Genomic DNA, 19,911 nt, shown 5'->3' on the forward strand with positions numbered 1-19,911 from the left:
CCTGTTCAATTCGTGGTCGATACCGTTAATAACGGCAGAATGCGGCCAATCTTGTCGAATGTTTCCTGGTATTCCGCCTGTTCTTCGCTGTCGGCCACAATTCCGCCGCCGGCCCAGCAGGAAAGTTTACCCTCGGCGGCGATCAACGTACGGATGGTAATGTTGGTATCCATGGTGCCGCAGACGCTGAGATAGCCGATGCTGCCGCAATACGCGTTGCGACGATGCGGCTCCAGTTCTTCGATGATCGCCATCGCCCGCACTTTGGGGGCGCCGGTAATCGAGCCGCCGGGGAAACAGGCGCGCAGCAGATCCGTGGCGTGCTGTTGCGCGGGTAATTGCGCTTCGATAGTACTGACCAGATGATGCACCGCCGGAAACGGCTCGACGACAAACAACTCAGGAACCGTGACGCTGCCCGGCACCGCCACCCGGCCGATATCGTTACGCAGCAGGTCGACGATCATCAGGTTCTCGGCGCGATCTTTCTCGGAAGCAGCCAGTCGCTGCGCCTGCCGGGCATCGTCGTCGGCATCCGACAGCCGCGGCAGCGTACCTTTTATCGGCCGGGTCTGAATCTGGTTATCGCGCAGCCACAGAAAACGCTCCGGAGAAATGCTGAGCACAGCGCTGTGCGGTAAACGCAGGAAAGCGGAAAATGGCGCCCGGTTGCTGGCGGAGAGCGTCAGAAACGCCTGCCATTCGTCGCCGTGATACGTGGCTTGAAAACGTTGCGTCAGATTGACCTGATAACAGTCGCCAGCATGAAGATAATCCTGAATTCGGCGGAACTTCTCGCCATACTGCGCACGACTCATATTGGCCTGCCAGTCGCTGGTCAGGCAAAACGCACCCGGTTCGATGGGTGAGAGGCGGTTTAACCATGCCAGTCGGGTCGTGATATCGCCGTAGCACACGAGGGTCAGGCGCTGTTGGTGATGGTCGGCAATCAACGCCCAGTCGTAAATGCCGACCGCCATGTCGGGCAGGTCGATATCCCGAGCGGCGATGGACGGCACCTGTTCCACTCGGCGCCCCAGATCGTAACCAAACAGGCCCAGCGCGCCCCCCTGAAACGGGTAATCCGGGTGCGGATGTACATCCAGCGCCAGCGCATCAATCTGCTGTTGCAATAACAGGAACGGGTCTGCTGTGGTGGTCTCGCTGCTCTCGCCGTGCTGGAGTGTGGTTAACGAACCGACGGTTTGCAAGGTCAGGCGCGGTTCCGCCACCAGAATATCAAACCGATTGTGAAGATGGTCGGCGAACCCGGAATGAAGCAACATCGCCCAGGGCTGGTGCGATATTGCGCTAAAAAGACGTAACAGCACATCCGGTTGATACGGGAGAGCGTGGTAGACTATCGGTGTCGGCATAGCGGTATGGGTATGGTCTCTCGATGTTGGGTGTCGGTCTTACCGGCAGCCGGGCGTTGAACCGGCGGCATACATTACGGCGTTGCAAGCGTACCATAAACTGCGGCGGATCGCGGGCGCAGTCGGCATAAAAAGGTTTTCAGGAGAAGAATGATGTTTGCAGGTATCCCGGCGCTGAGCCATGAGCAGCAGCAACAGGCAGTAGAAAGAATACAACAGTTGATGGAGGACGGCATGAGCAGCGGCCAGGCCATTGCACAGGTAGCCGAAGAGCTGCGCCAAAATCATCAGGGGGCGCGGGTGGTGGCGCGTTTTGAGGACGAAGAAAATGAAGAGTAGCATGATGAAACGCGGAGTGACTTTTCATAATTTTCAATACTGAACTGACCCCAATATGACATTACTTTTTATTTTGACACATGGCACCTTGTTACCGAGAATTCTCCTCGGTAGGGTGTTTCCTGTGGTTTTTTAGTACACTGTGTAAACACGCTGACTGCCGGGTAGTACTCTGTGCGGGGGATTGAACACATGCTGCAAATTATTAGCTCATGCCATCAGTAAGTTGCCCCCGTCAAAGTGAGATAAAGATATTTGTCATGATATCAACAAAAAATATAGTTGTTCTAATAGTTGTTCTAATAGTTGTTCTGGTTGCTGTTGTGATGTTTATGGATCATCAACAGGAGAAGCGACAAGCACGGCAGTATAAAGCTGGTATTGATTTACAACACTCTTTGATGAGTGATGTAAATTTTCACGTCGTTATGGGGGGCTGCGCTGTTAACAAAATTGATGCTGTTCGCTCCGTATTACATAAGCGTGTTTGGGATTCAGTTAATATTGACGTTATTAGCTCTTCACAGGCAATCAGTTTATCTGATCAAGTTGATTCTGCTCTGCGTAATGCCTGCTACATAGCCAACCACTAATAGTCGTAGATCATAAGCATGATGAGGTTTATGTAACCGTTTTGCCCCATATACGTGTGTATGTGGGGCGAAAAACAGGTTCGATCAGCCGACGGCGGCGATCGCCTTGATTTCTACCTTGAATTTCGGGTTCATCAGTTTGGCTTCCACGGTACAACGCACCGGCGCGCTACCCGCTACCACCCAGGCATCCCAGGCGGCGTTCATGGCCGCGAAATCGGCTTTGTCGGCCAGAAAAATGGTCACGTCCAGCAGACGGCTTTTATCGGCCCCCGCCTGTTGCAGGATGGCATCCAGCGACGCGAGCGCGTTTTCGGTTTGGGCCTGGGCATCGGCATCCAGATTTTCCGGCACACTGGTGTAGTACAGCGTGTTGTTGTAAATCACGGCGTCGGACCAGCGTGCGTCGGGGTTGATGCGGGTAATGGACATGAATCGGGCTCCTCGTTGCAGTCTGCGCCCGTTCGGAACAGGCGTTAAAGACGCAGAGACTAGCACAGTTCCTCATAAATACGAGATTCGTGATCGGTGGGCGGCATCAGCCGAGGTGGTGTCGTGCGTGCAGGCTTGGCATAATCAGCCGCCTTAGTGAGGCCGAAGCGGGGTGACGGCATTGTCAGACAAGAGAGACAGCGTGACGGCAGACAGCGCAATCGACGATTTCGCAACGGATGGCGTATTGGCTCAGGCGATTGAGGGCTTTCAGCCGCGTGAACCACAACGCCAAATGGCCGCGGCCGTGCTGGCGGCGATTGATGCGCAAAAACCGTTGGTGGTAGAGGCGGGCACCGGCACCGGGAAAACCTATGCCTATCTGGCGCCGGCGCTACGCTGCGGCAAAAAAGTGACCATTTCCACCGGTTCACGTGCATTGCAGGATCAGCTGTACAGCCGCGATTTGCCGACTGTGGCCAAGGCACTGAATTTTCAGGGTAAACTGGCCTTGCTGAAAGGACGCGCCAATTATCTTTGCATCGAGCGACTGGAACAGCAATCGCTGGCGGGGGGCGATCTTGGCCGCGACGTGCTGCGTGAACTGGTTCGCTTGCGTGGCTGGTCTGTCGAAACCGAAGACGGCGACATCAGCCAGTGTGGCGATGTGGCTGAAGACAGCGCGGTATGGCCGCTGGTGACCAGCACCAACGATAACTGTCTTGGCAGCGACTGCCCGAACTACAAAGCGTGCTTTGTCGTGAAGGCGCGCCGAAGAGCGATGGATGCCGACGTAGTGGTGGTGAACCATCATCTTTATCTGGCGGATATGGTGGTTAAGGAGAGTGGGTTCGCCGAGTTAATCCCCGACAGTGATGTCGTGGTGTTTGACGAAGCCCACCAGATTCCGGATATCGCCAGCCAGTACTTTGGCCAGCAGCTCTCCAGCCGCCAACTGCTGGATCTCGCTAAAGATATCGTGATTGCTTATCGCACCGAAGTGCGGGATGCCAGCCAACTGCAGAAAAGCGCCGATCGTCTGAGCCAGAGCACTCAGGATTTTCGGCTGGCGCTGGGTGACCCTGGGTTTCGCGGTAATTTACGTGACATTGTCACTGATAACATGCTGCAACGCTCGCTGACGCTGCTGGATGACGCGCTGGAGCTGTGCTGTGATGTCGCTAAGCTGTCGCTGGGGCGCTCTGCGTTGCTGGATGCGGCGTTTGAACGCGCGACCCTCTACCGGGCGCGGTTGAAACGGCTGCGGGATGTGCAGCAACCCGGCTACAGTTACTGGTATGAGTGCACCTCGCGTCATTTTGTGCTGGCGTTGACGCCGCTATCGGTCGCGGACCGTTTTCGTGAGGTGATGAAAGAGAAGCCGGCTTGCTGGGTTTTTACCTCGGCGACGTTGTCGGTCAATGATCGGCTCACGCATTTTATCGAACGGTTGGGGTTGGATCAGGCCCGAATATTGCTGCTGCCAAGCCCATTTGATTATGCACGTCAGGCGCTGCTGTGCGTGCCGCGCTATCTGCCCGAAACCAACCGGCCCGGCGCGGCCAGACAACTGGCACGCCTGTTGCGGCCGCTGATCGAAGCTAATCAGGGGCGCTGCTTCATGTTGTGTACGTCGCACCAGATGATGCGTGATTTGGCCATCGAGTTTCGTGCCTCGTTGACGTTGCCGGTGTTGGTGCAGGGGGAAACCAGTAAGCCACAGTTGCTGGCGCAGTTTTTGGCGGCGGGGAACGCGCTGCTGGTGGCGACCGGCAGTTTCTGGGAAGGCGTCGATGTGCGCGGTGATGCGTTATCGTGCGTGATTATCGACAAACTACCGTTTACCTCACCAGACGATCCGTTGCTGAAAGCGCGTATGGAAGATTGCCGGGTGCGCGGTGGCGAGCCATTCGATGAGGTGCAATTGCCCGATGCGGTGATTACCTTGAAGCAGGGTGTCGGCCGGTTGATTCGCGATGTGACGGATCGCGGCGTACTGGTGATCTGCGACAATCGTCTGGTGACAAGACCCTATGGCGAGGTGTTTCTCTCCAGCTTGCCGCCTGCGCCAAGAACGCGGGATTTGCAGCACGCCATTGATTTTCTGACGCGCAAACCGTGACGCTTACCGGCACCGGCTGTTATGATGCGCGCCGTTGAAATATTCTCTCCCTGCCCGAGGTTGGCATGTCTACGCGAATTTTAGCGCTTGATACCGCAACGGAAGCCTGTTCCGTTGCACTTTGGAATGATGGTGACGTTCATTCCTTGTTTGAGGTTTGCCCTCGCGAACATACCCAGCGGATATTGCCGATGGTGCAGCAGTTGCTGGCCGATCACGGCATTACGCTCAATCAACTCGATGCGTTGGCATTCGGACGTGGGCCGGGCAGCTTCACCGGTGTGCGTATCGGCATCGGCATCGCGCAAGGGTTGGCGCTCGGCGCGGATTTGCCGATGCTTGGCGTATCGACGCTGGCAACGCTGGCGCAAGGCGCCTGGCGTCAACGTGGTGTCGGCCGGGTGCTAACCGCCATTGATGCCCGTATGGGCGAAGTCTACTGGGCAAGCTATGAGCGCGACCCGCAGGGGAACTGGCAAGGCGAGATGACCGAAGCCGTACTGGCGCCGGTTCAGGTGCAGTCACTGGCTGCATCGCTGAGCGGCGACTGGGTGACGGCGGGAACCGGCTGGCAAACCTACCCGGACCTGATCGACCAGCCCGGCCTTGTCCTGAATCACACCGATACGCTGTTGCCGCAGGCGCAGGATATGTTGCCGCTGGCCCGGCAGTTGTGGGCATCGGGCGGGGCGGTGAGCCCAGATCAGGCTGAACCCCGTTATCTGCGCAATACGGTAGCGTGGAAAAAATTACCCGGCCGCGAATAACAGCAACTTATCGCATCAGCTACAGTCTATACCCAAAATAATTCGAGTTGCAGGACAAAACGCGCTGCGTTTTGAACAACGCAACGCGTTGGCCCTTTAGGGCAAGGCTCATTAGAGCCTTGTAACGCGGCAACCGAGTGAATCCCCAGGCGCTTACTCAAGTAAGTGACTGTGGTGAGCGAGGGCAGCCAACGCATCTGCAACTTGACGTATGACGGGTATAATTCAGGTATCTGTCATACATTGACGACGGTAAGCAGGGTGTATGTGATGACAATCCAATCTTTCGGAAATCAAACCTCGAAGCAGCAAACTCCATGGCGGCGTCGAGGGGGGTGGTACGGTCTGTTATTGATCGGCTTGAGTCTGTTGTCCGGCTGCGTCACCGTGCCGGATGAAATCCGCGGCACCTCGGCAACACCGCAGATGGATCTTATCCGGGTGATGAATGCGCCCAATCTCTATACCGGGCAAGAGTCACGTTTTGGCGGGCGGATTGCCGATATTCGCAACGAGGCGGATCGTACCCGGCTGGAGATTGTCGCATTACCACTGGATGGCGCAGGCCGCCCCCGGCTGGACGAGCCTTCCGAAGGGCGGCTGGTGGCCTACGTTAATCGCTTTCTGGAGCCGCTGGAGTTTAAAAGTCAGCTGATTACGGTGGTCGGTCCGATTAGCGGCAGCGAGAAAGGTAAAATTGGTGAACGGCCATACACGTTTGTGGTCGTGAATGTTCAAGGCTATAAACGTTGGCGTGTCGTACAGCAGGTCGTACTGCCGCCGCGGGCTTATGACCCCTGGTGGGATCGCCGCTATCGTCACGCCTGGGGGCCTGGTTGGGGCCCCGGCTGGAATGATGGATATGCACCTGTGCAGGTGGAGTCCGTGGTTACCGAGTAACCGACGTCATCCGTTTGACGATGCGTTGGCAGTGAACAGAGGCGGCGAGGGTCGCCTCATTTTTTTGCAGTAGATGGCAACAAATTGAAATAAGTGATCATCTTCTCAACCTGAGCATTGTGAATCTCACTGTTGTTAATATGCGTTAAAATGTTGTTAAAGATCACTCGGGTTGGGATCAATGATGCCACTTAAAAAATATCTCGGGAGTGACGTTTTGGAAAAAATCTGGTTAGCGCGTTATCCGGCGGATGTCCCCGCGGAAATTGACCCGGATCGCTACGCTTCGCTAATCGAGTTGTTTGAACATGCGGTGGAACGTTATGCCGACCAGCCGGCTTTCATCAATATGGGCGAGGTCATGACCTTCCGACGGTTGGAAGAACGCAGCCGCGCTTTTGCGGCGTACTTGCAGCATCAGTTGAAACTGAAAAAGGGTGAGCGCGTTGCGTTGATGATGCCGAACCTGTTGCAGTATCCGATAGCGTTGTTCGGCGTCTTGCGGGCCGGGTTGGTGGTGGTGAATGTTAATCCGCTGTATACGCCGCGCGAGCTGGAGCACCAGCTAAAAGATTGCGGTGCCTCGGCCATTGTCATCGTGTCTAATTTTGCCCATACGCTGGAAAAAGTGGTGTACAACACCCCGGTAAAACATGTGATCCTGACCCGTATGGGGGATCAACTGGCGCCGGCCAAGGCGACGCTGGTCAACTTCGTGGTGAAGTACGTTAAGCGTTTGGTGCCGAAGTATCACCTGCCGGATGCCATTTCATTTCGCCATGTGTTGCAGCAAGGCAAGCGTATGCCGTATGTGAAGCCGGAGGTCAGCAATCAGGATCTGGCTTTTCTGCAATATACCGGCGGCACGACCGGTATCGCCAAGGGCGCCATGCTGACTCACCGGAACATGCAGGCCAATCTGATGCAGGCTAAAGCGGCCTATGGCCCGGTACTGCAAGAGGGCCAGGAACTGGTGGTCACCGCGCTGCCGCTCTATCACATTTTTGCGTTAACGGTGAACTGCCTGCTGTTTGTCGAGCTTGGCGGCAAAAACCTGCTGATTACCAACCCGCGTGATATTCCCGGTATGATCAAGGAGCTGTCGCACTACCCATTTACCGCGATTACCGGAGTAAATACGCTGTTTAATGCCTTGTTGAACAATGATGCGTTTAGCCGGCTGGATTTCTCCACACTGCGGTTGTCGGTGGGCGGCGGGGCATCGGTACAGCAGGTGGTGGCTGAACGGTGGGAAAAGCTGACGGGCATCCACTTGCTGGAAGGCTACGGCTTGACGGAAAGCGCGCCGCTGGTGGCCGGCAATCCGTATGATTTACAGCATTATAGCGGTAATATCGGCTTGCCGGTGCCATCCACTGATGTCCGTATCATCGATGATGACGGTAAGGATGCGGCGCCCGGTGAACCCGGTGAGTTATGGGTGCGCGGCCCGCAGGTGATGTCCGGTTACTGGCAGCAACCCGCCGCGACGTATGACGTGCTGAAAGAGGGCTGGCTGGCGACCGGTGACATTGTCACGGCCAATGAGCAGGGGTTCCTGAAAATCGTCGACCGCAAAAAAGACATGATTCTGGTGTCCGGTTTTAATGTGTATCCCAATGAGATCGAGGAAGTGGTCGTTCGGCATCCGAAAGTGTCTGAGGCGGCGGCGGTCGGTGTGCCCAGTGAAACCTCGGGGGAGGCGGTGAAAGTGTTCGTGGTATGCCGCGACCCATCGCTGACGGAGGAGGAACTGATCAGCCATTGCCGGCGCAATCTTACCGGATACAAGGTGCCGCGATTGTTTGAGTTTCGCCGTGAATTACCGAAATCTAACGTGGGGAAAATTCTCCGACGTGAGCTGCGCAATGAGCAGTCAGCCGCCTGATGGTTGCCTGTCGGGGGCATGACGGGTATGGTGGGGCCGCCGTGCTGAGCACCACAGGACAACACCACGTTTCGCGTAAGCTATTGCCTGCGCTGATGGACCGGTTAACCCACGTGGTGGTGATGGTCCGCCATGAATATGTTTTATGCCCCGCTTGAGATGATGCGGAGCACAACCAAGAGAATACCGTTTTGAATTATCAGTTGATTACTACCGATGAAGGATTATCAGCGGTGTGCGCGCAGGCGTGCGCGGTTTCCGAGGTAGCGCTGGACACCGAATTTGTCCGTACTCGTACCTATTACCCGCAACTGGGGCTGATTCAGTTGTATGACGGTGACAATCTGTCGTTGATAGACCCGCTGGCGATCCGCGATTGGGCACCGTTTCGCGCGTTGTTGCAGAATCCGCAAATCACCAAATTTCTTCATGCCGGCAGTGAAGATTTAGAAGTTTTTCTGAACGCGTTTGGTTGCCTGCCGTCGCCTTTCATCGATAGCCAGATTCTGGCGGCATTTCTGGGCAAGCCGCTGTCTTATGGTTTTGCTGCGTTGGTGGCGGACTACCGGCAAGTGGCGCTGGATAAAAGTGAATCCCGTACCGACTGGCTGGCGCGTCCGCTGAGCGAAAAGCAATGTCAGTACGCGGCCGCGGATGTGTTTTACCTGCTGCCGGTAGCCAGAACGTTGGTCGCAGAGACGCGCGCCGCGGGTTGGCTGGATGCGGCGCTGGACGAGTGCCGGTTATTGTGTCAGCGCCGTCAGGAGGTGTTGGCGCCGGAGATGGCGTATCGGGAGATCGGTAATGCCTGGCAATTGAGAGGGCGCCATCTGGCTTGTTTGCAAAAACTGGCGGCATGGCGTTTGCGCAAAGCGCGTGAGCGCGATAGCGCCGTCAATTTTATTGTCCGTGAAGAGAACCTGTGGCAGGTCGCCCGTTGCCTGCCGGGTTCACTTGGGGAGCTTGATTCGCTAGGACTGAGCGGGCCGGAAATTCGTTATCACGGTAAGACGTTGCTGGCGCTGGTGGCGGAAAGCGCGTCGTTAAGCGAAGCGGATTACCCGCCGGCGGTGGTCAATTTGATCGATTATCCCGGCTATAAGAAAGCGTTTCGCGATATCAAAGCGTTGGTGCAGCAGAGTGCGGAACAGAGCGGTTTGTCGGCCGAGCTGTTGGCATCCCGGCGGCAAATTAACCGCTTGCTGAACTGGCACTGGAAATTGGTCGTGACGGAATGCGAACCCGAAATGATCTCCGGGTGGCGTGGGCGTTTGTTCGGGCCTGGCTTGAAAACGATTCTGGCGGATTATTGACGTCGGCTTGCCGCCCTTGCAGACCTCTTGTAGACAAAGGCGGCAACTGAAACCGTTTCCTGAGAAAAACGTGATTATTTTTCGGCAGGCGTGACGGGCGGCGGCGTAGGTTCGTCGGCTTCCGGTAGCGTCACGTTGAGCTCCAGCACGGAAATGTCGTCGCCTTTTTGTTCCAACTGTACCGTGACCATTTCCGGGTCAATCTGCACGTATTTACAGATGACTTCCAGAATATCGCGCTTGAGTTGCGGCAGGTAGTGCGGTTCGCTATCCCCACGGCGTCGCTCCGCGACAATAATCTGTAGCCGCTCCTTGGCGATATTGGCTGTCGTTTTTTTGCGGGACAAAAAGAAATCAAGTAACGCCATGATTTACCCCCCAAAGAGTCGTTTCAGGAAGCTTTTCTTTTCTTCCTCAATAAAACGGAAAGCCCGTTCTTCTCCCAGCAGACGATCGACGGTATCCGCATAGGCTTTACCTGCATCAGCCTCCGTGTCCAGAATGACCGGTTCACCCTGGTTGGATGCGCGTAATACCGACTGGTCTTCCGGAATAACGCCGATCAGCGGAATACGCAGAATTTCCAGCACGTCCTCCATGCTCAGCATGTCGCCACGGCTAACGCGGCCGGGGTTATAACGGGTCAGCAACAGATGTTCTTTGATCGGGTCCTGACCTTGTTCAGCCCGGCGAGATTTGGAGGACAAAATGCCGAGGATACGGTCGGAATCGCGCACTGACGAGACTTCCGGGTTGGTGGTAATGATGGCTTCATCCGCGAAGTAAAGCGCCATCAGCGCACCGGTTTCGATACCGGCAGGGGAGTCACAGATAATAAAATCGAACTCCATCTCGGCCAGATCGTTCAGTACTTTCTCAACGCCTTCGCGGGTCAGCGCGTCTTTATCGCGGGTCTGCGACGCCGGCAGAATGTACAGATTTTCGGTACGCTTATCTTTGATCAGCGCCTGATTCAGCGTTGCATCGTTCTGGATGACATTCACAAAGTCATACACGACCCGGCGCTCACATCCCATGATCAGGTCAAGGTTACGCAGACCGATATCAAAGTCGATGACAACCGTCTTCTTGCCTTTTTGGGCTAAACCGGTAGCAATGGCCGCGCTCGAAGTGGTCTTGCCAACGCCCCCTTTACCTGAAGTAACAACAATGATGCGTGCCATAAATAATTCCTTTCAAGGGCCTAGTCTAGAGGTTGTATGGTCAGAACATGGTCAGGCGGACTCAGTTTCAGGCGCGCCGCCTTCCCGAAATAATTTTCCGGTATCTGATCGCTAAGCCAGTAACGTCCGGCGATCGACACCAACTCGGCGGCCAACTGGGTGCAGAAGATCTGGCTGTCGACATCACCAGAAACGCCTGCCAGCGCGCGGCCGCGCATCATGCCGTAAATATGGATATTGCCGTCGGCAATCACTTCGGCACCGGCACTGACATGGCTGGTGACGATAAGATCACAGTCGCGGGCATAAATTTGCTGTCCGGAACGGACGGGCGTGTTGATCACCCGGGTTTTAACCGGTGTGGCAGCCGGTGCCGGAGGCTGAGTTGTCCGGCGGTCCTTGCCTTCGCGTAATTGACCTTCACGCAATTTACCTTCACGTAATAGCGGAAGCCCCGCCTTGGCGATGACGTGCCTGAGTTGCTCGTCATCACACCCACTTACCCCTACGACTATCAGACCCGCATCGGTAATCGCCTGCTGAAGCTTAATCCAGTCAGCATCAGCGGACAGCGTCGAAACATTGACAACGACCGGCGCATTTTTGAGAAACGCGGGCGCTTGTTCGATCTTTTCCCGTAGGGCCTGGTGAATAATATCGGGCTGTGCATCATGCAGATGAACAACGGATAAGGTAAAGTTGCTGCCTTTCAACTCAATTGGCGTTTGTGACATCTGTCCTGACTCAGTTTCAGCATCTTTAAATCCCCAGAGTAACATTTAAGGCATGATATTCCAGAGCGCTCCAAGCATGTTATAGTCACATGAAAATACAGGCAAGACACCATTATCTTAGTTCAGAGTAAAAAACATGTATTGTGTGATCTACAGAAGTTCCAGACGCGAGCAAACATATCTTTATGTCGAAAAAAAAGACGACTTTTCCCGCGTTCCCGAGGAACTGATGAAAAGTTTTGGTCAGCCGCATCTGGTGATGATATTACCGCTTGATGGCAGTAAAAAACTGGCGTCAGCAGATATTGAAAAAGTAAAACAGATGCTTAGTGATCAGGGTTTTTATCTGCAGTTGCCGCCGCCGCCGGAAAATCTATGGGATGAACTGCAGGCAAGTGTAAAAAAATAATACCCGAATTATTTTTCAGATAATGTTTGATGCCGCAACGGGAATTGGCCGCTGTTTTTTAATACAGGGGTGTTAGGAATAAACCGGCCAATGCTTTAATATTATTGATGCTATTTTTTCTGATACTGATTTATATACAGGTGTATTTGTTCCACCTGGTAAATAAACCTATTTTCAACCATCCCGCATAATTCCTTTCTTCGTCTGGTATACCGATGGCGGTCGCAAAAGGTAATGCGGGGGTTATGATAAATTTTGGATACTGTTGTTCATCAATCATGCTTACTTTTTTGATGACGATGCCGGTATGATGGGCTGGCGATGTCCCGCCTGCTACGGCGGGCCGGCGCCATCCGTTAACAGAAAGGTCAGGAGAGGGTACATGTATCAACATAGAGACTGGCAGGGCGCGTTACTGGATTTTCCCGTCAATAAAGTGGTGTGCGTCGGTAGTAACTATTCCGAACATATCCGTGAAATGGGTAGCGCCAAGCCGGCGGAACCGGTTCTGTTCATCAAGCCTGAAACCGCGCTGTGCGATTTGCGTCAACCGGTGGCGATTCCTAAAGAACTGGGTTCGGTACATCACGAGGTTGAGCTGGCGGTGCTGATCGGCACGCCGCTCAAGCAGGCAAACGAAGAGCGTGTCGCCCGGGCGATTGCCGGTTATGGCGTGGCGCTGGATTTAACGCTGCGTGATTTGCAGGCCGGGTTCAAAAAAGCGGGCCAACCGTGGGAAAAGGCGAAGGGGTTTGATGGCTCCTGTCCGGTATCCGGATTTATTCCGGTGGCTGAATTTGGCGACCCGCAGCAAGCGGAATTGGGTATTCACGTCAATGGCGACGTGCGTCAGCAAGGCAATACACGCGACATGATTACGCCGATTCTGCCCTTGATAGCCTATATGAGCCGCTTTTTTACCCTGCGCGCCGGCGACATTATCCTGACCGGCACGCCACAAGGTGTGGGGCCGTTGCAGCCTGGCGATGCATTAACCATCACGCTTAACGATCGTACATTGACGACCCACGTTATTTGACTCTGCCGCCGCCCGCGGCGCTGCTGCGGGTGGTATCCCACCTCATCCCCCTTTACAATACGCAGCCAGACTTCTCTGTTTATCATCGGAATAGCTGTTATGACTCAACAACCCTTTTGGGAAACTCACACGCTGGAGCAAATGTCGGACGAGCAATGGGAGGCGCTCTGTGACGGCTGTGGTCGTTGCTGCCTGCATAAGCTGATCGATGAAGATACGGATGAACTCTATTTCACCAATGTAGCCTGTAATCAACTGAACATTAAAAGCTGCCAGTGCCGTAATTATGCGCGCCGGTTTGAATATGAGCCGGATTGCATCAAGCTGACGCGAGAAAATCTGCTGTCGTTTGACTGGTTACCGGAAACCTGCGCTTATCGCTTAATACACGAGGGAAAAGGGCTGCAACCTTGGCACCCGTTGCTGTCGGGCTCGAAATCGGCGATGCATCAGCAAAGAATCTCGGTACGCTATATCGCCGTGCGTGAAAGTGACGTGGTGGACTGGCAAGACCACATCTTAAACAAACCGGAATGGGCCAGATAGGCGTGGATATCGGCAGCGATGAGCGCGGGTTATCGCGCTAGAGAGGACTGACGGCGGTAACGATGAGGTCGCCCATTTTTTCTTTCGTCGTTACATGATGCGCCGTTACACGACGACAAACCGGGTCAGCAGCCCTGACCCGGTATCATCGCTGTTTAACGGCCGAACAGGTCGCGGCGTTTGGGGCGGAAGGGCTGGGCAATCAGAACCAGCACGGCAACCAGCAGATAAGCGCCGAAAATCACGATCATCCACTGCGGCATTTCCATGCTCAGGAAACTCCACTGGCGCTCGGAGCAATCGCCGGTGGCGGTAAAGATAGCCGGCAGCCACTTATCCAGCGGCAACCAGGAGGGGAAACTGACGAAAAAGTCGCAGGTAACGAACGGCGATGGGTTCAACTGGATATTGGTGTGTTTGATGGCCAGCGACAGCCCTTCCCAGGCACTGTAAATCCATAACCCGATTGCCGGATAGCGCAGTGCAGAACCCGGCGCTATCGCGCCTACCAACCCGGCTGCCATGACGCCGTAGAGCGCCGTTCGCTGGTAAATACAGAGTACGCAAGGTTTCAGCATCATAACGTACTGGAAGTAAAGGGCTACCAGTTCAAAAACCAGCGCCGTGAACGCCATTAAAAGCCAGGCGCCCCGACCACGGGAGCAACGGTTTAAAAATCGCAACATAAAAATATTCCATGCTAAAAACGATAGTATGAGCAGTGATAACCGTGCTCACCGCCCTCATTGAATCTCGGGTCAGTTCTACTGACGCTTTCCGCGACGGCGCGAGTGGCGCCGGTATCCGACGGAGCTTGCATCAGCGCCTGAGCGAAGATTCTGCTGTGCCAACAAATACCCTGCTGTTTTTAACGCTTTCTATGAGGGATAGCCAGTTTCGTGACAAAATCCGCCCTCTACTATACACGATTTATTCCAGAGCATGGGGGTATTGATCAATCATGCCGGTATTGATGAACGATGCATTTTTGCCGGGGGCCGGCTTTTCCGCCCGTGTCGCGGATAGGCGGCAAAATAAGGTGGAACTACGCGGATGAGTGGCATCAGCGTACCCGCCTGCTGGAATGGTTCGGCGGGGGAATACCATGATTTCGAATACGCGCAGAGATAATAACGGTTTGGTATCATAGGCTGCCATTAACATAAGAATCGGCAATAACAAAACTTCAATATGATTAACGGCGACATGCCATACTTGATCTGGGCTGGTCATGCCAGTGAAAATAGCAGGCCGGTGCTGATAAGCCAGCGCGCTACAGCGGTAGGATTCAGGGCGATGCCCAGGGAAAAGTAAACCCCGCGTTTACGGCCAGCCATAAAAAATAGGGCGTCCGGTGAAAACAGCGGGGAGTGATAATTAAAAATAATCGTATGGCAGCGCCGCACTCAGGGGCGGAGCCTGGACATTCGTGCAGAAGAAATACGATATAGGCGTGATGATGTGCTGGTGATGTCTTCTTTAACGTTAATTTAATTTAACAATGAGAGGGTGTTTAAAGAAAATTATCGTAAATCGTGAGGGATATTCGCGTTTGTTTACGGGGAATTGTCTTTAAGTCACAGTTTTTATGTCGAATTGAGATTTTCAGGTCCTGCTATGCTATGTGATGTAGGGTTCGTTTGGTATGATGATGTTGACTTTCACTGGTAAACATCGCTACGGAATATAAACTTATGGTTATAAAGGCGCAAAGTCCGGCGGGATTCGCGGAAGAATATATTATTGAAAGTATATGGAATAATCGTTTCCCTCCGGGTTCAATTTTGCCCGCTGAGCGGGAGTTGTCTGAGTTGATCGGGGTGACGCGTACGACATTACGCGAGGTGTTACAACGCCTGTCCCGTGACGGATGGCTCACGATTCAGCACGGCAAACCGACCAAAATCAATAACTTTTGGGAAACTTCCGGATTAAATATCCTTGAAACGCTGGCGCGACTTGATCACGACAGCGTCCCCCAACTGATCGATAATCTGCTGGCGGTGCGCACCAATATCGCCGGGATTTTCATCCGCACCGCGATTCGTCTGCATCCGGCTAAATCGGTAGAGATCCTTAAACTGACTGAATCTGTTCAGGATACGTCGGATGCGTATGCTGAACTGGATTACAACGTGTTTCGCGGATTGGCTTTTGCATCCGGCAACCCGATCTATGGCCTGATCATCAATGGGCTGAAAGGGTTGTATATTCGGGTGGGACGTTATTACTTCTCCAACCCGGAGGCGCGGAAAACGGCGCTGGCGTTCTATCGTCGTCTGGAGTCGTTAGGCCGCGACGGCCTGTACGAACAAGTGCCCGACGCGATTCGTCAGTACGGCAAAGAGAGCGGGGCGTTGTGGCATAGTATGCAGAACGCCATTCCGCGTGACCTGGCCGAAGGCCGTCGTTGATTGATGTTATGAATCGGTTGGTAAAGAAACGGGTAGCCTGATGGCTACCCGTTTTTCTTGCGGTTAATTGACTGGTTACAGCGCTGGGTTGCGTGGTGGGCAACGATCGATAAGCTCGATGCTGCCGTCTTCATTCATCTGCTCCAGTGTGACGTCGAACCCCCACAGACGATAAACATGTTTCATTACTTCATGGCTGCTTTTATCCAGCGGTGCGCGGTTTTGCGGCACATAGCGCAACGTCAGCGAGCGGTTGCCGCGTAAATCCACATTCCAGACCTGAATATTGGGTTCGATATTGCTCAGGTTGTACTGTGAAGAGAGTTCCTGACGAATTTTTTGGTAGCCTTTTTCATCATGGATTGCGGCTATCTCCAGATAATTGTTGTGATCATCATCCAGTACGGTAAACAAACGAAAATCCCGCATTACCTTAGGCGACAGGAACTGGCTGATGAAACTTTCGTCTTTGAAGTTCTGCATGGCGAAATGTAACGTCGTCAGCCAGTCTTTACCGGCGATGTCCGGGAACCAATAACGGTCTTCTTCCGTCGGCTCCTGGCAGATGCGCTTAATGTCCTGGAACATCGCAAAGCCGAGAGCATACGGATTGATGCCGCTGTAGTAAGGACTGTTGTACGGCGGTTGATAAACCACATTGGTATGGCTATGGAGAAACTCCAGCATAAAGCGATCGGACAGTTTGCCCTCATCATAGAGATGATTAAGGATGGTGTAGTGCCAGAATGTGGCCCAGCCTTCATTCATGACTTGGGTCTGCTTTTGCGGATAAAAATACTGGCTGATTTTACGTACGATGCGCAGGATTTCACGCTGCCACGGCTCCAGCAGCGGAGCATTTTTCTCCATAAAGTAGAGCAGGTTTTCCTGTGGCTCGTTGGGAAAACGACGGGCTTTCTCCGGCGAGGTTTCCTGTTCACGACGCGGCAGCGTTCGCCAGAGTTCATTGACCTGGCTTTGCAGGTAGGCTTCACGGCTTTTCTGGCGTAGTTTTTCCTCTTCCAGCGAGATTTTCTGCGGTCGTTTATAGCGGTCCACGCCGTAATTCATTAACGCATGGCAGGAGTCGAGCAGTTTCTCTACTTCATAGACGCCATGACGCTCTTCGCACTGGGCAATGTATTGGCGGGCAAACAGCAAATAATCGACAATCGAACTGGCATCGGTCCAACTGCGAAACAGATAATTACCTTTGAAAAAGGAGTTGTGGCCGTAACAAGCATGTGCCATGACCAGCGCCTGCATCGGCACGGTGTTCTCTTCCATCAGGTAAGCGATGCAGGGGTTGGAGTTGATGACGATTTCGTAGGCCAGCCCCTGTTGACCATGCTTATACCGCTGTTCGGTTTCGATAAATTTTTTGCCGAATGACCAGTGGGCATAGTTGATGGGCATCCCGATGCTGGAATAAGCATCCATCATTTGTTCAGAGGTAATCACCTCGATTTGGTGGGGATAGGTATCCAGACGATAGAGTTTGGCTACCCGGTCAATTTCATCCAGATAGACCTGCAGCAAATCGAATGTCCAGTCTGGTCCGTCACTCAGACGTTGTGGGCTTGTCACCCGCTCATCAGTCGATATAGCCATCAGCGCACCCCTCACTATAACTGCCGTCACCTCATTGCGTCGGCATATTTAATCGTAGCTTATTTTGGGAAAAGTGATGTGAAATCGGTAGCTTGGATGAAACCTTTGTGTGGCGAACGGGCCACGCGCCGCATTGGGCGGCGGCATGGTGTTATGACGTATCCTACGTTGTTGTGTTCACGCTCTCATAATAAATAAAAGCTATATCTGCAACAGATGACAATTGATACCTGCATGTTAAAGTAGCTTTTTATTTTGGTGTTTAACGTGTTATGCAGCATATTCCGCGGGATTGGCGGAGAGGTCAGGGAGAACAGCAATAAATGAAGGTGGTGATTTTAGGGAGTGGCGTTATCGGCGTCAGTACTGCCTGGTATCTGGCGCAGGCAGGGCATGACGTCACCGTGATTGACCGGCAGGCGGAAGCGGCATTAGAAACCAGCGCCGCCAATGCCGGCCAGATTTCTCCCGGCTATTCTGCGCCCTGGGCTGCGCCGGGCATTCCGCTGAAGGCGATTAAATGGTTATTCCAGCGACATGCGCCTCTGGCTATTCGCCCGGATTTCACTGCTACGCAACTGCGCTGGATGTGGCAGATGCTGCTGAATTGCGATAACGCACATTATCGCGTCAATAAAGCACGTATGGTCCGGTTGGCTGAATACAGCCGCGACTGCCTGCAGGCACTGCGTGTCGCCACCGGTATTACCTATGAAGGGCGTCAGGGCGGTACGCTGCAACTGTTTCGTACCCCGCAGCAGTATGAAAATGCCTACCGCGATATCGCGGTGTTGAAAGAAGCCGGCGTACCTTATGAATTGCTGGAAGCCGATCAACTGTCGGGTGCCGAGCCGGCGCTGGCGAGTGTGCGTCATAAACTGAGCGGTGGGTTGCGGTTACCGCATGATGAAACCGGCGATTGCCAGCTATTTACCCGGCAACTGGCGGCGATGGCGGCTGCGGCGGGTGTCACCTTCCGTTTTAACAGTGTGATACAGCATCTTGATGTGGAAGGGCCGCGAGTCGGCGCGGTGTATTGCAACGGCGAAAAGATCACGGCGGATGCTTACGTGATGGCGTGTGGCTCTTATTCCCGCGGTTTACTGGAAAAATGGTTCGATATTCCTGTCTACCCGCTTAAAGGCTATTCATTGACTATTCCGCTGTCCAGCGAGGCCGGGGCACCGGTATCCACTGTATTGGATGAAACCTATAAGATCGCTATCACCCGTTTTGATCAGCGCATTCGCGTTGGCGGTATGGCGGAGATCGCCGGGTTTGATCTTTCCCTGAACCAGAAACGCCGGGCAACGTTGGAAATGGTGGTGCGTGATCTCTATCCGGATTGCGGCCCGGTCGAGCAGGCAACGTTCTGGACCGGGTTGCGGCCGATGACGCCGGACGGTACGCCGCTGGTAGGGCGCTCGCCGTTGCAGAATTTGTATCTGAATACCGGGCACGGCACATTGGGATGGACGATGGGATGCGGCTCCGGCCAATTGCTGGCCGATATTATCTCCGGTAAAACACCGGCGATTGAATACGACGATCTCTCTTTTTCTCGTTACGCCTGACTCGGCGCACCATGCAACGGCTCACCGCTCCCCTCGGAGCGGTTAAGCTGAAAATCACCACACGCATTCCATGCTGTTCACCCGGTCGGCGGGAAAAAATACATCCTGATGACATTGCCGCTGTTGCGTTGTCAGTAATATTCCCGCTGGTTTTCATTCCCACTCAGTAGGTTGGATAAGTCCGCTGCTGCTTTAATCCATGAAGCCGAAAAGAAAACGTCTGCCGGCTAAGAATAGTAAATAATATCAAAATGTTGGTTTATTTCTTTCTGGTATATTGGTTGGAATTGTTTTGTAATCTTTTGTATTGTTTTTGAAAAGATAGCGAATTAACATAACGCCAATTATTACTGCATGGATGTGATCGGCGTAACAGGACGTGCTCGCGGTTTCCGTAGTGATTCCTCTTTTGCTCCATCCTTTCCTGCTTTTCCTCGCCGTCACTCAGACGGAAATACATAGCAGTCGATACCGCAATCGCGTGTTGGCGCATATATAAAGCACGGCAAATTATCCCGTTCAGCTACGTTCTTTTCATCCGTTCTGAATGTCGGCATGTCGTCACTGATTCGCTTTATTCATTATTTATTAATTTTTCATACAGCAAAACGCAGGAGTTCAGGGATGAAGGCGGTGAAGACGTCGCAGCGGGTGAAGGTGTGGGCGCTGG

Annotated in this window: 20 protein-coding genes; 12 read left to right on the forward strand and 8 right to left on the reverse strand. The window is 53.6% G+C overall.

What is annotated here, in order from left to right:
- Window positions 1–5: 5 nt before the first annotated feature.
- A complete protein-coding gene (gene pabB / locus FDP13_RS18430; RefSeq protein ID WP_143840086.1) occupies window positions 6–1,376 on the reverse strand; it encodes an aminodeoxychorismate synthase component 1 in 1,371 nt (456 codons plus the stop codon).
- Between the two features lie 153 nt (window positions 1,377–1,529).
- On the opposite strand from pabB, the gene FDP13_RS18435 reads away from it, so the two are divergent.
- Complete coding sequence (locus FDP13_RS18435) at window positions 1,530–1,715, forward strand: YoaH family protein (RefSeq protein ID WP_143840095.1); 186 nt, start codon at window positions 1,530–1,532, stop codon at window positions 1,713–1,715.
- 260 nt (window positions 1,716–1,975) lie between these two features.
- Window positions 1,976–2,308 carry a hypothetical protein gene (locus FDP13_RS18440; protein WP_143840087.1) on the forward strand — a complete coding sequence of 111 codons (333 nt, stop codon included), beginning with the start codon at window positions 1,976–1,978 and terminating at the stop codon, window positions 2,306–2,308.
- Between the two features lie 84 nt (window positions 2,309–2,392).
- Here the strand turns inward: FDP13_RS18440 and FDP13_RS18445 are convergent, their stop codons facing one another.
- Complete coding sequence (locus FDP13_RS18445) at window positions 2,393–2,740, reverse strand: RidA family protein (RefSeq protein WP_143840088.1); 348 nt, start codon at window positions 2,738–2,740, stop codon at window positions 2,393–2,395.
- Window positions 2,741–2,942: 202 nt separating this feature from the next.
- Between FDP13_RS18445 and FDP13_RS18450 the strand changes: the two genes are divergently transcribed.
- The 5 genes from FDP13_RS18450 (at window position 2,943) to rnd (ending at window position 9,730) form a co-directional block, all read left to right on the forward strand.
- Window positions 2,943–4,862, forward strand: coding sequence for an ATP-dependent DNA helicase (locus tag FDP13_RS18450; protein WP_143840096.1), 1,920 nt, complete (start codon window positions 2,943–2,945; stop codon window positions 4,860–4,862).
- Window positions 4,863–4,927: 65 nt separating this feature from the next.
- Window positions 4,928–5,629, forward strand: a complete 702-nt coding sequence (gene tsaB / locus FDP13_RS18455) for a tRNA (adenosine(37)-N6)-threonylcarbamoyltransferase complex dimerization subunit type 1 TsaB (RefSeq protein WP_012769708.1) — start codon at window positions 4,928–4,930, stop codon at window positions 5,627–5,629.
- Window positions 5,630–5,899: 270 nt separating this feature from the next.
- Window positions 5,900–6,529 carry a Slp family lipoprotein gene (locus FDP13_RS18460; RefSeq protein ID WP_143840089.1) on the forward strand — a complete coding sequence of 210 codons (630 nt, stop codon included), beginning with the start codon at window positions 5,900–5,902 and terminating at the stop codon, window positions 6,527–6,529.
- Window positions 6,530–6,746: 217 nt separating this feature from the next.
- Window positions 6,747–8,417 carry a long-chain-fatty-acid--CoA ligase FadD gene (gene fadD, locus FDP13_RS18465; RefSeq protein WP_143840090.1) on the forward strand — a complete coding sequence of 557 codons (1,671 nt, stop codon included), beginning with the start codon at window positions 6,747–6,749 and terminating at the stop codon, window positions 8,415–8,417.
- A gap of 191 nt (window positions 8,418–8,608) precedes the next feature.
- Window positions 8,609–9,730: a ribonuclease D gene (gene rnd, locus FDP13_RS18470; protein WP_012769711.1), complete on the forward strand. Its 1,122-nt coding sequence runs from the start codon at window positions 8,609–8,611 to the stop codon at window positions 9,728–9,730.
- Window positions 9,731–9,804: 74 nt separating this feature from the next.
- Here the strand turns inward: rnd and minE are convergent, their stop codons facing one another.
- Genes minE through minC form a run of 3 tightly spaced genes read right to left on the reverse strand, consistent with a single transcriptional unit; the run spans window position 9,805 to window position 11,648 of the window.
- Window positions 9,805–10,098 carry a cell division topological specificity factor MinE gene (gene minE / locus FDP13_RS18475; RefSeq protein WP_012769712.1) on the reverse strand — a complete coding sequence of 98 codons (294 nt, stop codon included), beginning with the start codon at window positions 10,096–10,098 and terminating at the stop codon, window positions 9,805–9,807.
- Window positions 10,099–10,101: 3 nt separating this feature from the next.
- Window positions 10,102–10,914 (reverse strand): septum site-determining protein MinD, encoded by an 813-nt coding sequence (gene minD, locus FDP13_RS18480; RefSeq protein WP_012769713.1) that lies wholly within the window; start codon window positions 10,912–10,914, stop codon window positions 10,102–10,104.
- A 20-nt stretch (window positions 10,915–10,934) separates the two neighbouring features.
- Window positions 10,935–11,648, reverse strand: coding sequence for a septum site-determining protein MinC (gene minC, locus FDP13_RS18485; RefSeq protein ID WP_143840097.1), 714 nt, complete (start codon window positions 11,646–11,648; stop codon window positions 10,935–10,937).
- A 136-nt stretch (window positions 11,649–11,784) separates the two neighbouring features.
- Between minC and FDP13_RS18490 the strand changes: the two genes are divergently transcribed.
- The 3 genes from FDP13_RS18490 (at window position 11,785) to FDP13_RS18500 (ending at window position 13,642) form a co-directional block, all read left to right on the forward strand.
- Entirely contained in the window at window positions 11,785–12,057 is a 273-nt protein-coding gene (locus FDP13_RS18490; RefSeq protein WP_012769715.1) for a YcgL domain-containing protein, read from the forward strand.
- Between the two features lie 382 nt (window positions 12,058–12,439).
- Window positions 12,440–13,096 (forward strand): fumarylacetoacetate hydrolase family protein, encoded by a 657-nt coding sequence (locus FDP13_RS18495; RefSeq protein ID WP_012769716.1) that lies wholly within the window; start codon window positions 12,440–12,442, stop codon window positions 13,094–13,096.
- A gap of 99 nt (window positions 13,097–13,195) precedes the next feature.
- Window positions 13,196–13,642, forward strand: a complete 447-nt coding sequence (locus FDP13_RS18500; RefSeq protein WP_012769717.1) for a YcgN family cysteine cluster protein — start codon at window positions 13,196–13,198, stop codon at window positions 13,640–13,642.
- A 155-nt stretch (window positions 13,643–13,797) separates the two neighbouring features.
- Here the strand turns inward: FDP13_RS18500 and dsbB are convergent, their stop codons facing one another.
- Complete coding sequence (gene dsbB, locus FDP13_RS18505) at window positions 13,798–14,328, reverse strand: disulfide bond formation protein DsbB (protein WP_012769718.1); 531 nt, start codon at window positions 14,326–14,328, stop codon at window positions 13,798–13,800.
- Window positions 14,329–14,572: 244 nt separating this feature from the next.
- Window positions 14,573–14,875 carry a hypothetical protein gene (locus FDP13_RS18510; RefSeq protein WP_143840091.1) on the reverse strand — a complete coding sequence of 101 codons (303 nt, stop codon included), beginning with the start codon at window positions 14,873–14,875 and terminating at the stop codon, window positions 14,573–14,575.
- A 461-nt stretch (window positions 14,876–15,336) separates the two neighbouring features.
- Here FDP13_RS18510 and fadR point away from each other — a divergent pair, with 461 nt between their 5' ends.
- A complete protein-coding gene (gene fadR, locus FDP13_RS18515) occupies window positions 15,337–16,056 on the forward strand; it encodes a fatty acid metabolism transcriptional regulator FadR (protein WP_012769719.1) in 720 nt (239 codons plus the stop codon).
- Window positions 16,057–16,131: 75 nt separating this feature from the next.
- Here the strand turns inward: fadR and FDP13_RS18520 are convergent, their stop codons facing one another.
- On the reverse strand, window positions 16,132–17,667 hold the full coding sequence (locus FDP13_RS18520) for a SpoVR family protein (protein ID WP_012769720.1): 1,536 nt from the start codon (window positions 17,665–17,667) through the stop codon (window positions 16,132–16,134).
- Window positions 17,668–17,990: 323 nt separating this feature from the next.
- Between FDP13_RS18520 and FDP13_RS18525 the strand changes: the two genes are divergently transcribed.
- Complete coding sequence (locus FDP13_RS18525; protein WP_143840092.1) at window positions 17,991–19,241, forward strand: D-amino acid dehydrogenase; 1,251 nt, start codon at window positions 17,991–17,993, stop codon at window positions 19,239–19,241.
- Window positions 19,242–19,911: the final 670 nt, after the last annotated feature.

Source organism: Dickeya sp. ws52, from assembly GCF_007210685.1.
In the GTDB taxonomy this organism is placed as follows: Bacteria; Pseudomonadota; Gammaproteobacteria; order Enterobacterales; family Enterobacteriaceae; genus Dickeya; species Dickeya chrysanthemi.

Coding starts and splice junctions, on each gene's coding strand:
- FDP13_RS18520 (WP_012769720.1), bottom strand. CDS start 17,667: ATGGCTATATCGACTGATGAGCGGGTGACAAGCCCACAACGTCTGAGT.
- FDP13_RS18510 (WP_143840091.1), bottom strand. CDS start 14,875: ATGACCAGCCCAGATCAAGTATGGCATGTCGCCGTTAATCATATTGAA.
- FDP13_RS18460 (WP_143840089.1), top strand. CDS start 5,900: ATGACAATCCAATCTTTCGGAAATCAAACCTCGAAGCAGCAAACTCCA.
- FDP13_RS18525 (WP_143840092.1), top strand. CDS start 17,991: ATGAAGGTGGTGATTTTAGGGAGTGGCGTTATCGGCGTCAGTACTGCC.
- FDP13_RS18495 (WP_012769716.1), top strand. CDS start 12,440: ATGTATCAACATAGAGACTGGCAGGGCGCGTTACTGGATTTTCCCGTC.
- minC (WP_143840097.1), bottom strand. CDS start 11,648: ATGTCACAAACGCCAATTGAGTTGAAAGGCAGCAACTTTACCTTATCC.
- FDP13_RS18490 (WP_012769715.1), top strand. CDS start 11,785: ATGTATTGTGTGATCTACAGAAGTTCCAGACGCGAGCAAACATATCTT.
- minE (WP_012769712.1), bottom strand. CDS start 10,098: ATGGCGTTACTTGATTTCTTTTTGTCCCGCAAAAAAACGACAGCCAAT.
- pabB (WP_143840086.1), bottom strand. CDS start 1,376: ATGCCGACACCGATAGTCTACCACGCTCTCCCGTATCAACCGGATGTG.
- FDP13_RS18435 (WP_143840095.1), top strand. CDS start 1,530: ATGTTTGCAGGTATCCCGGCGCTGAGCCATGAGCAGCAGCAACAGGCA.
- fadR (WP_012769719.1), top strand. CDS start 15,337: ATGGTTATAAAGGCGCAAAGTCCGGCGGGATTCGCGGAAGAATATATT.
- FDP13_RS18440 (WP_143840087.1), top strand. CDS start 1,976: ATGATATCAACAAAAAATATAGTTGTTCTAATAGTTGTTCTAATAGTT.
- FDP13_RS18500 (WP_012769717.1), top strand. CDS start 13,196: ATGACTCAACAACCCTTTTGGGAAACTCACACGCTGGAGCAAATGTCG.
- dsbB (WP_012769718.1), bottom strand. CDS start 14,328: ATGTTGCGATTTTTAAACCGTTGCTCCCGTGGTCGGGGCGCCTGGCTT.
- tsaB (WP_012769708.1), top strand. CDS start 4,928: ATGTCTACGCGAATTTTAGCGCTTGATACCGCAACGGAAGCCTGTTCC.
- FDP13_RS18445 (WP_143840088.1), bottom strand. CDS start 2,740: ATGTCCATTACCCGCATCAACCCCGACGCACGCTGGTCCGACGCCGTG.
- minD (WP_012769713.1), bottom strand. CDS start 10,914: ATGGCACGCATCATTGTTGTTACTTCAGGTAAAGGGGGCGTTGGCAAG.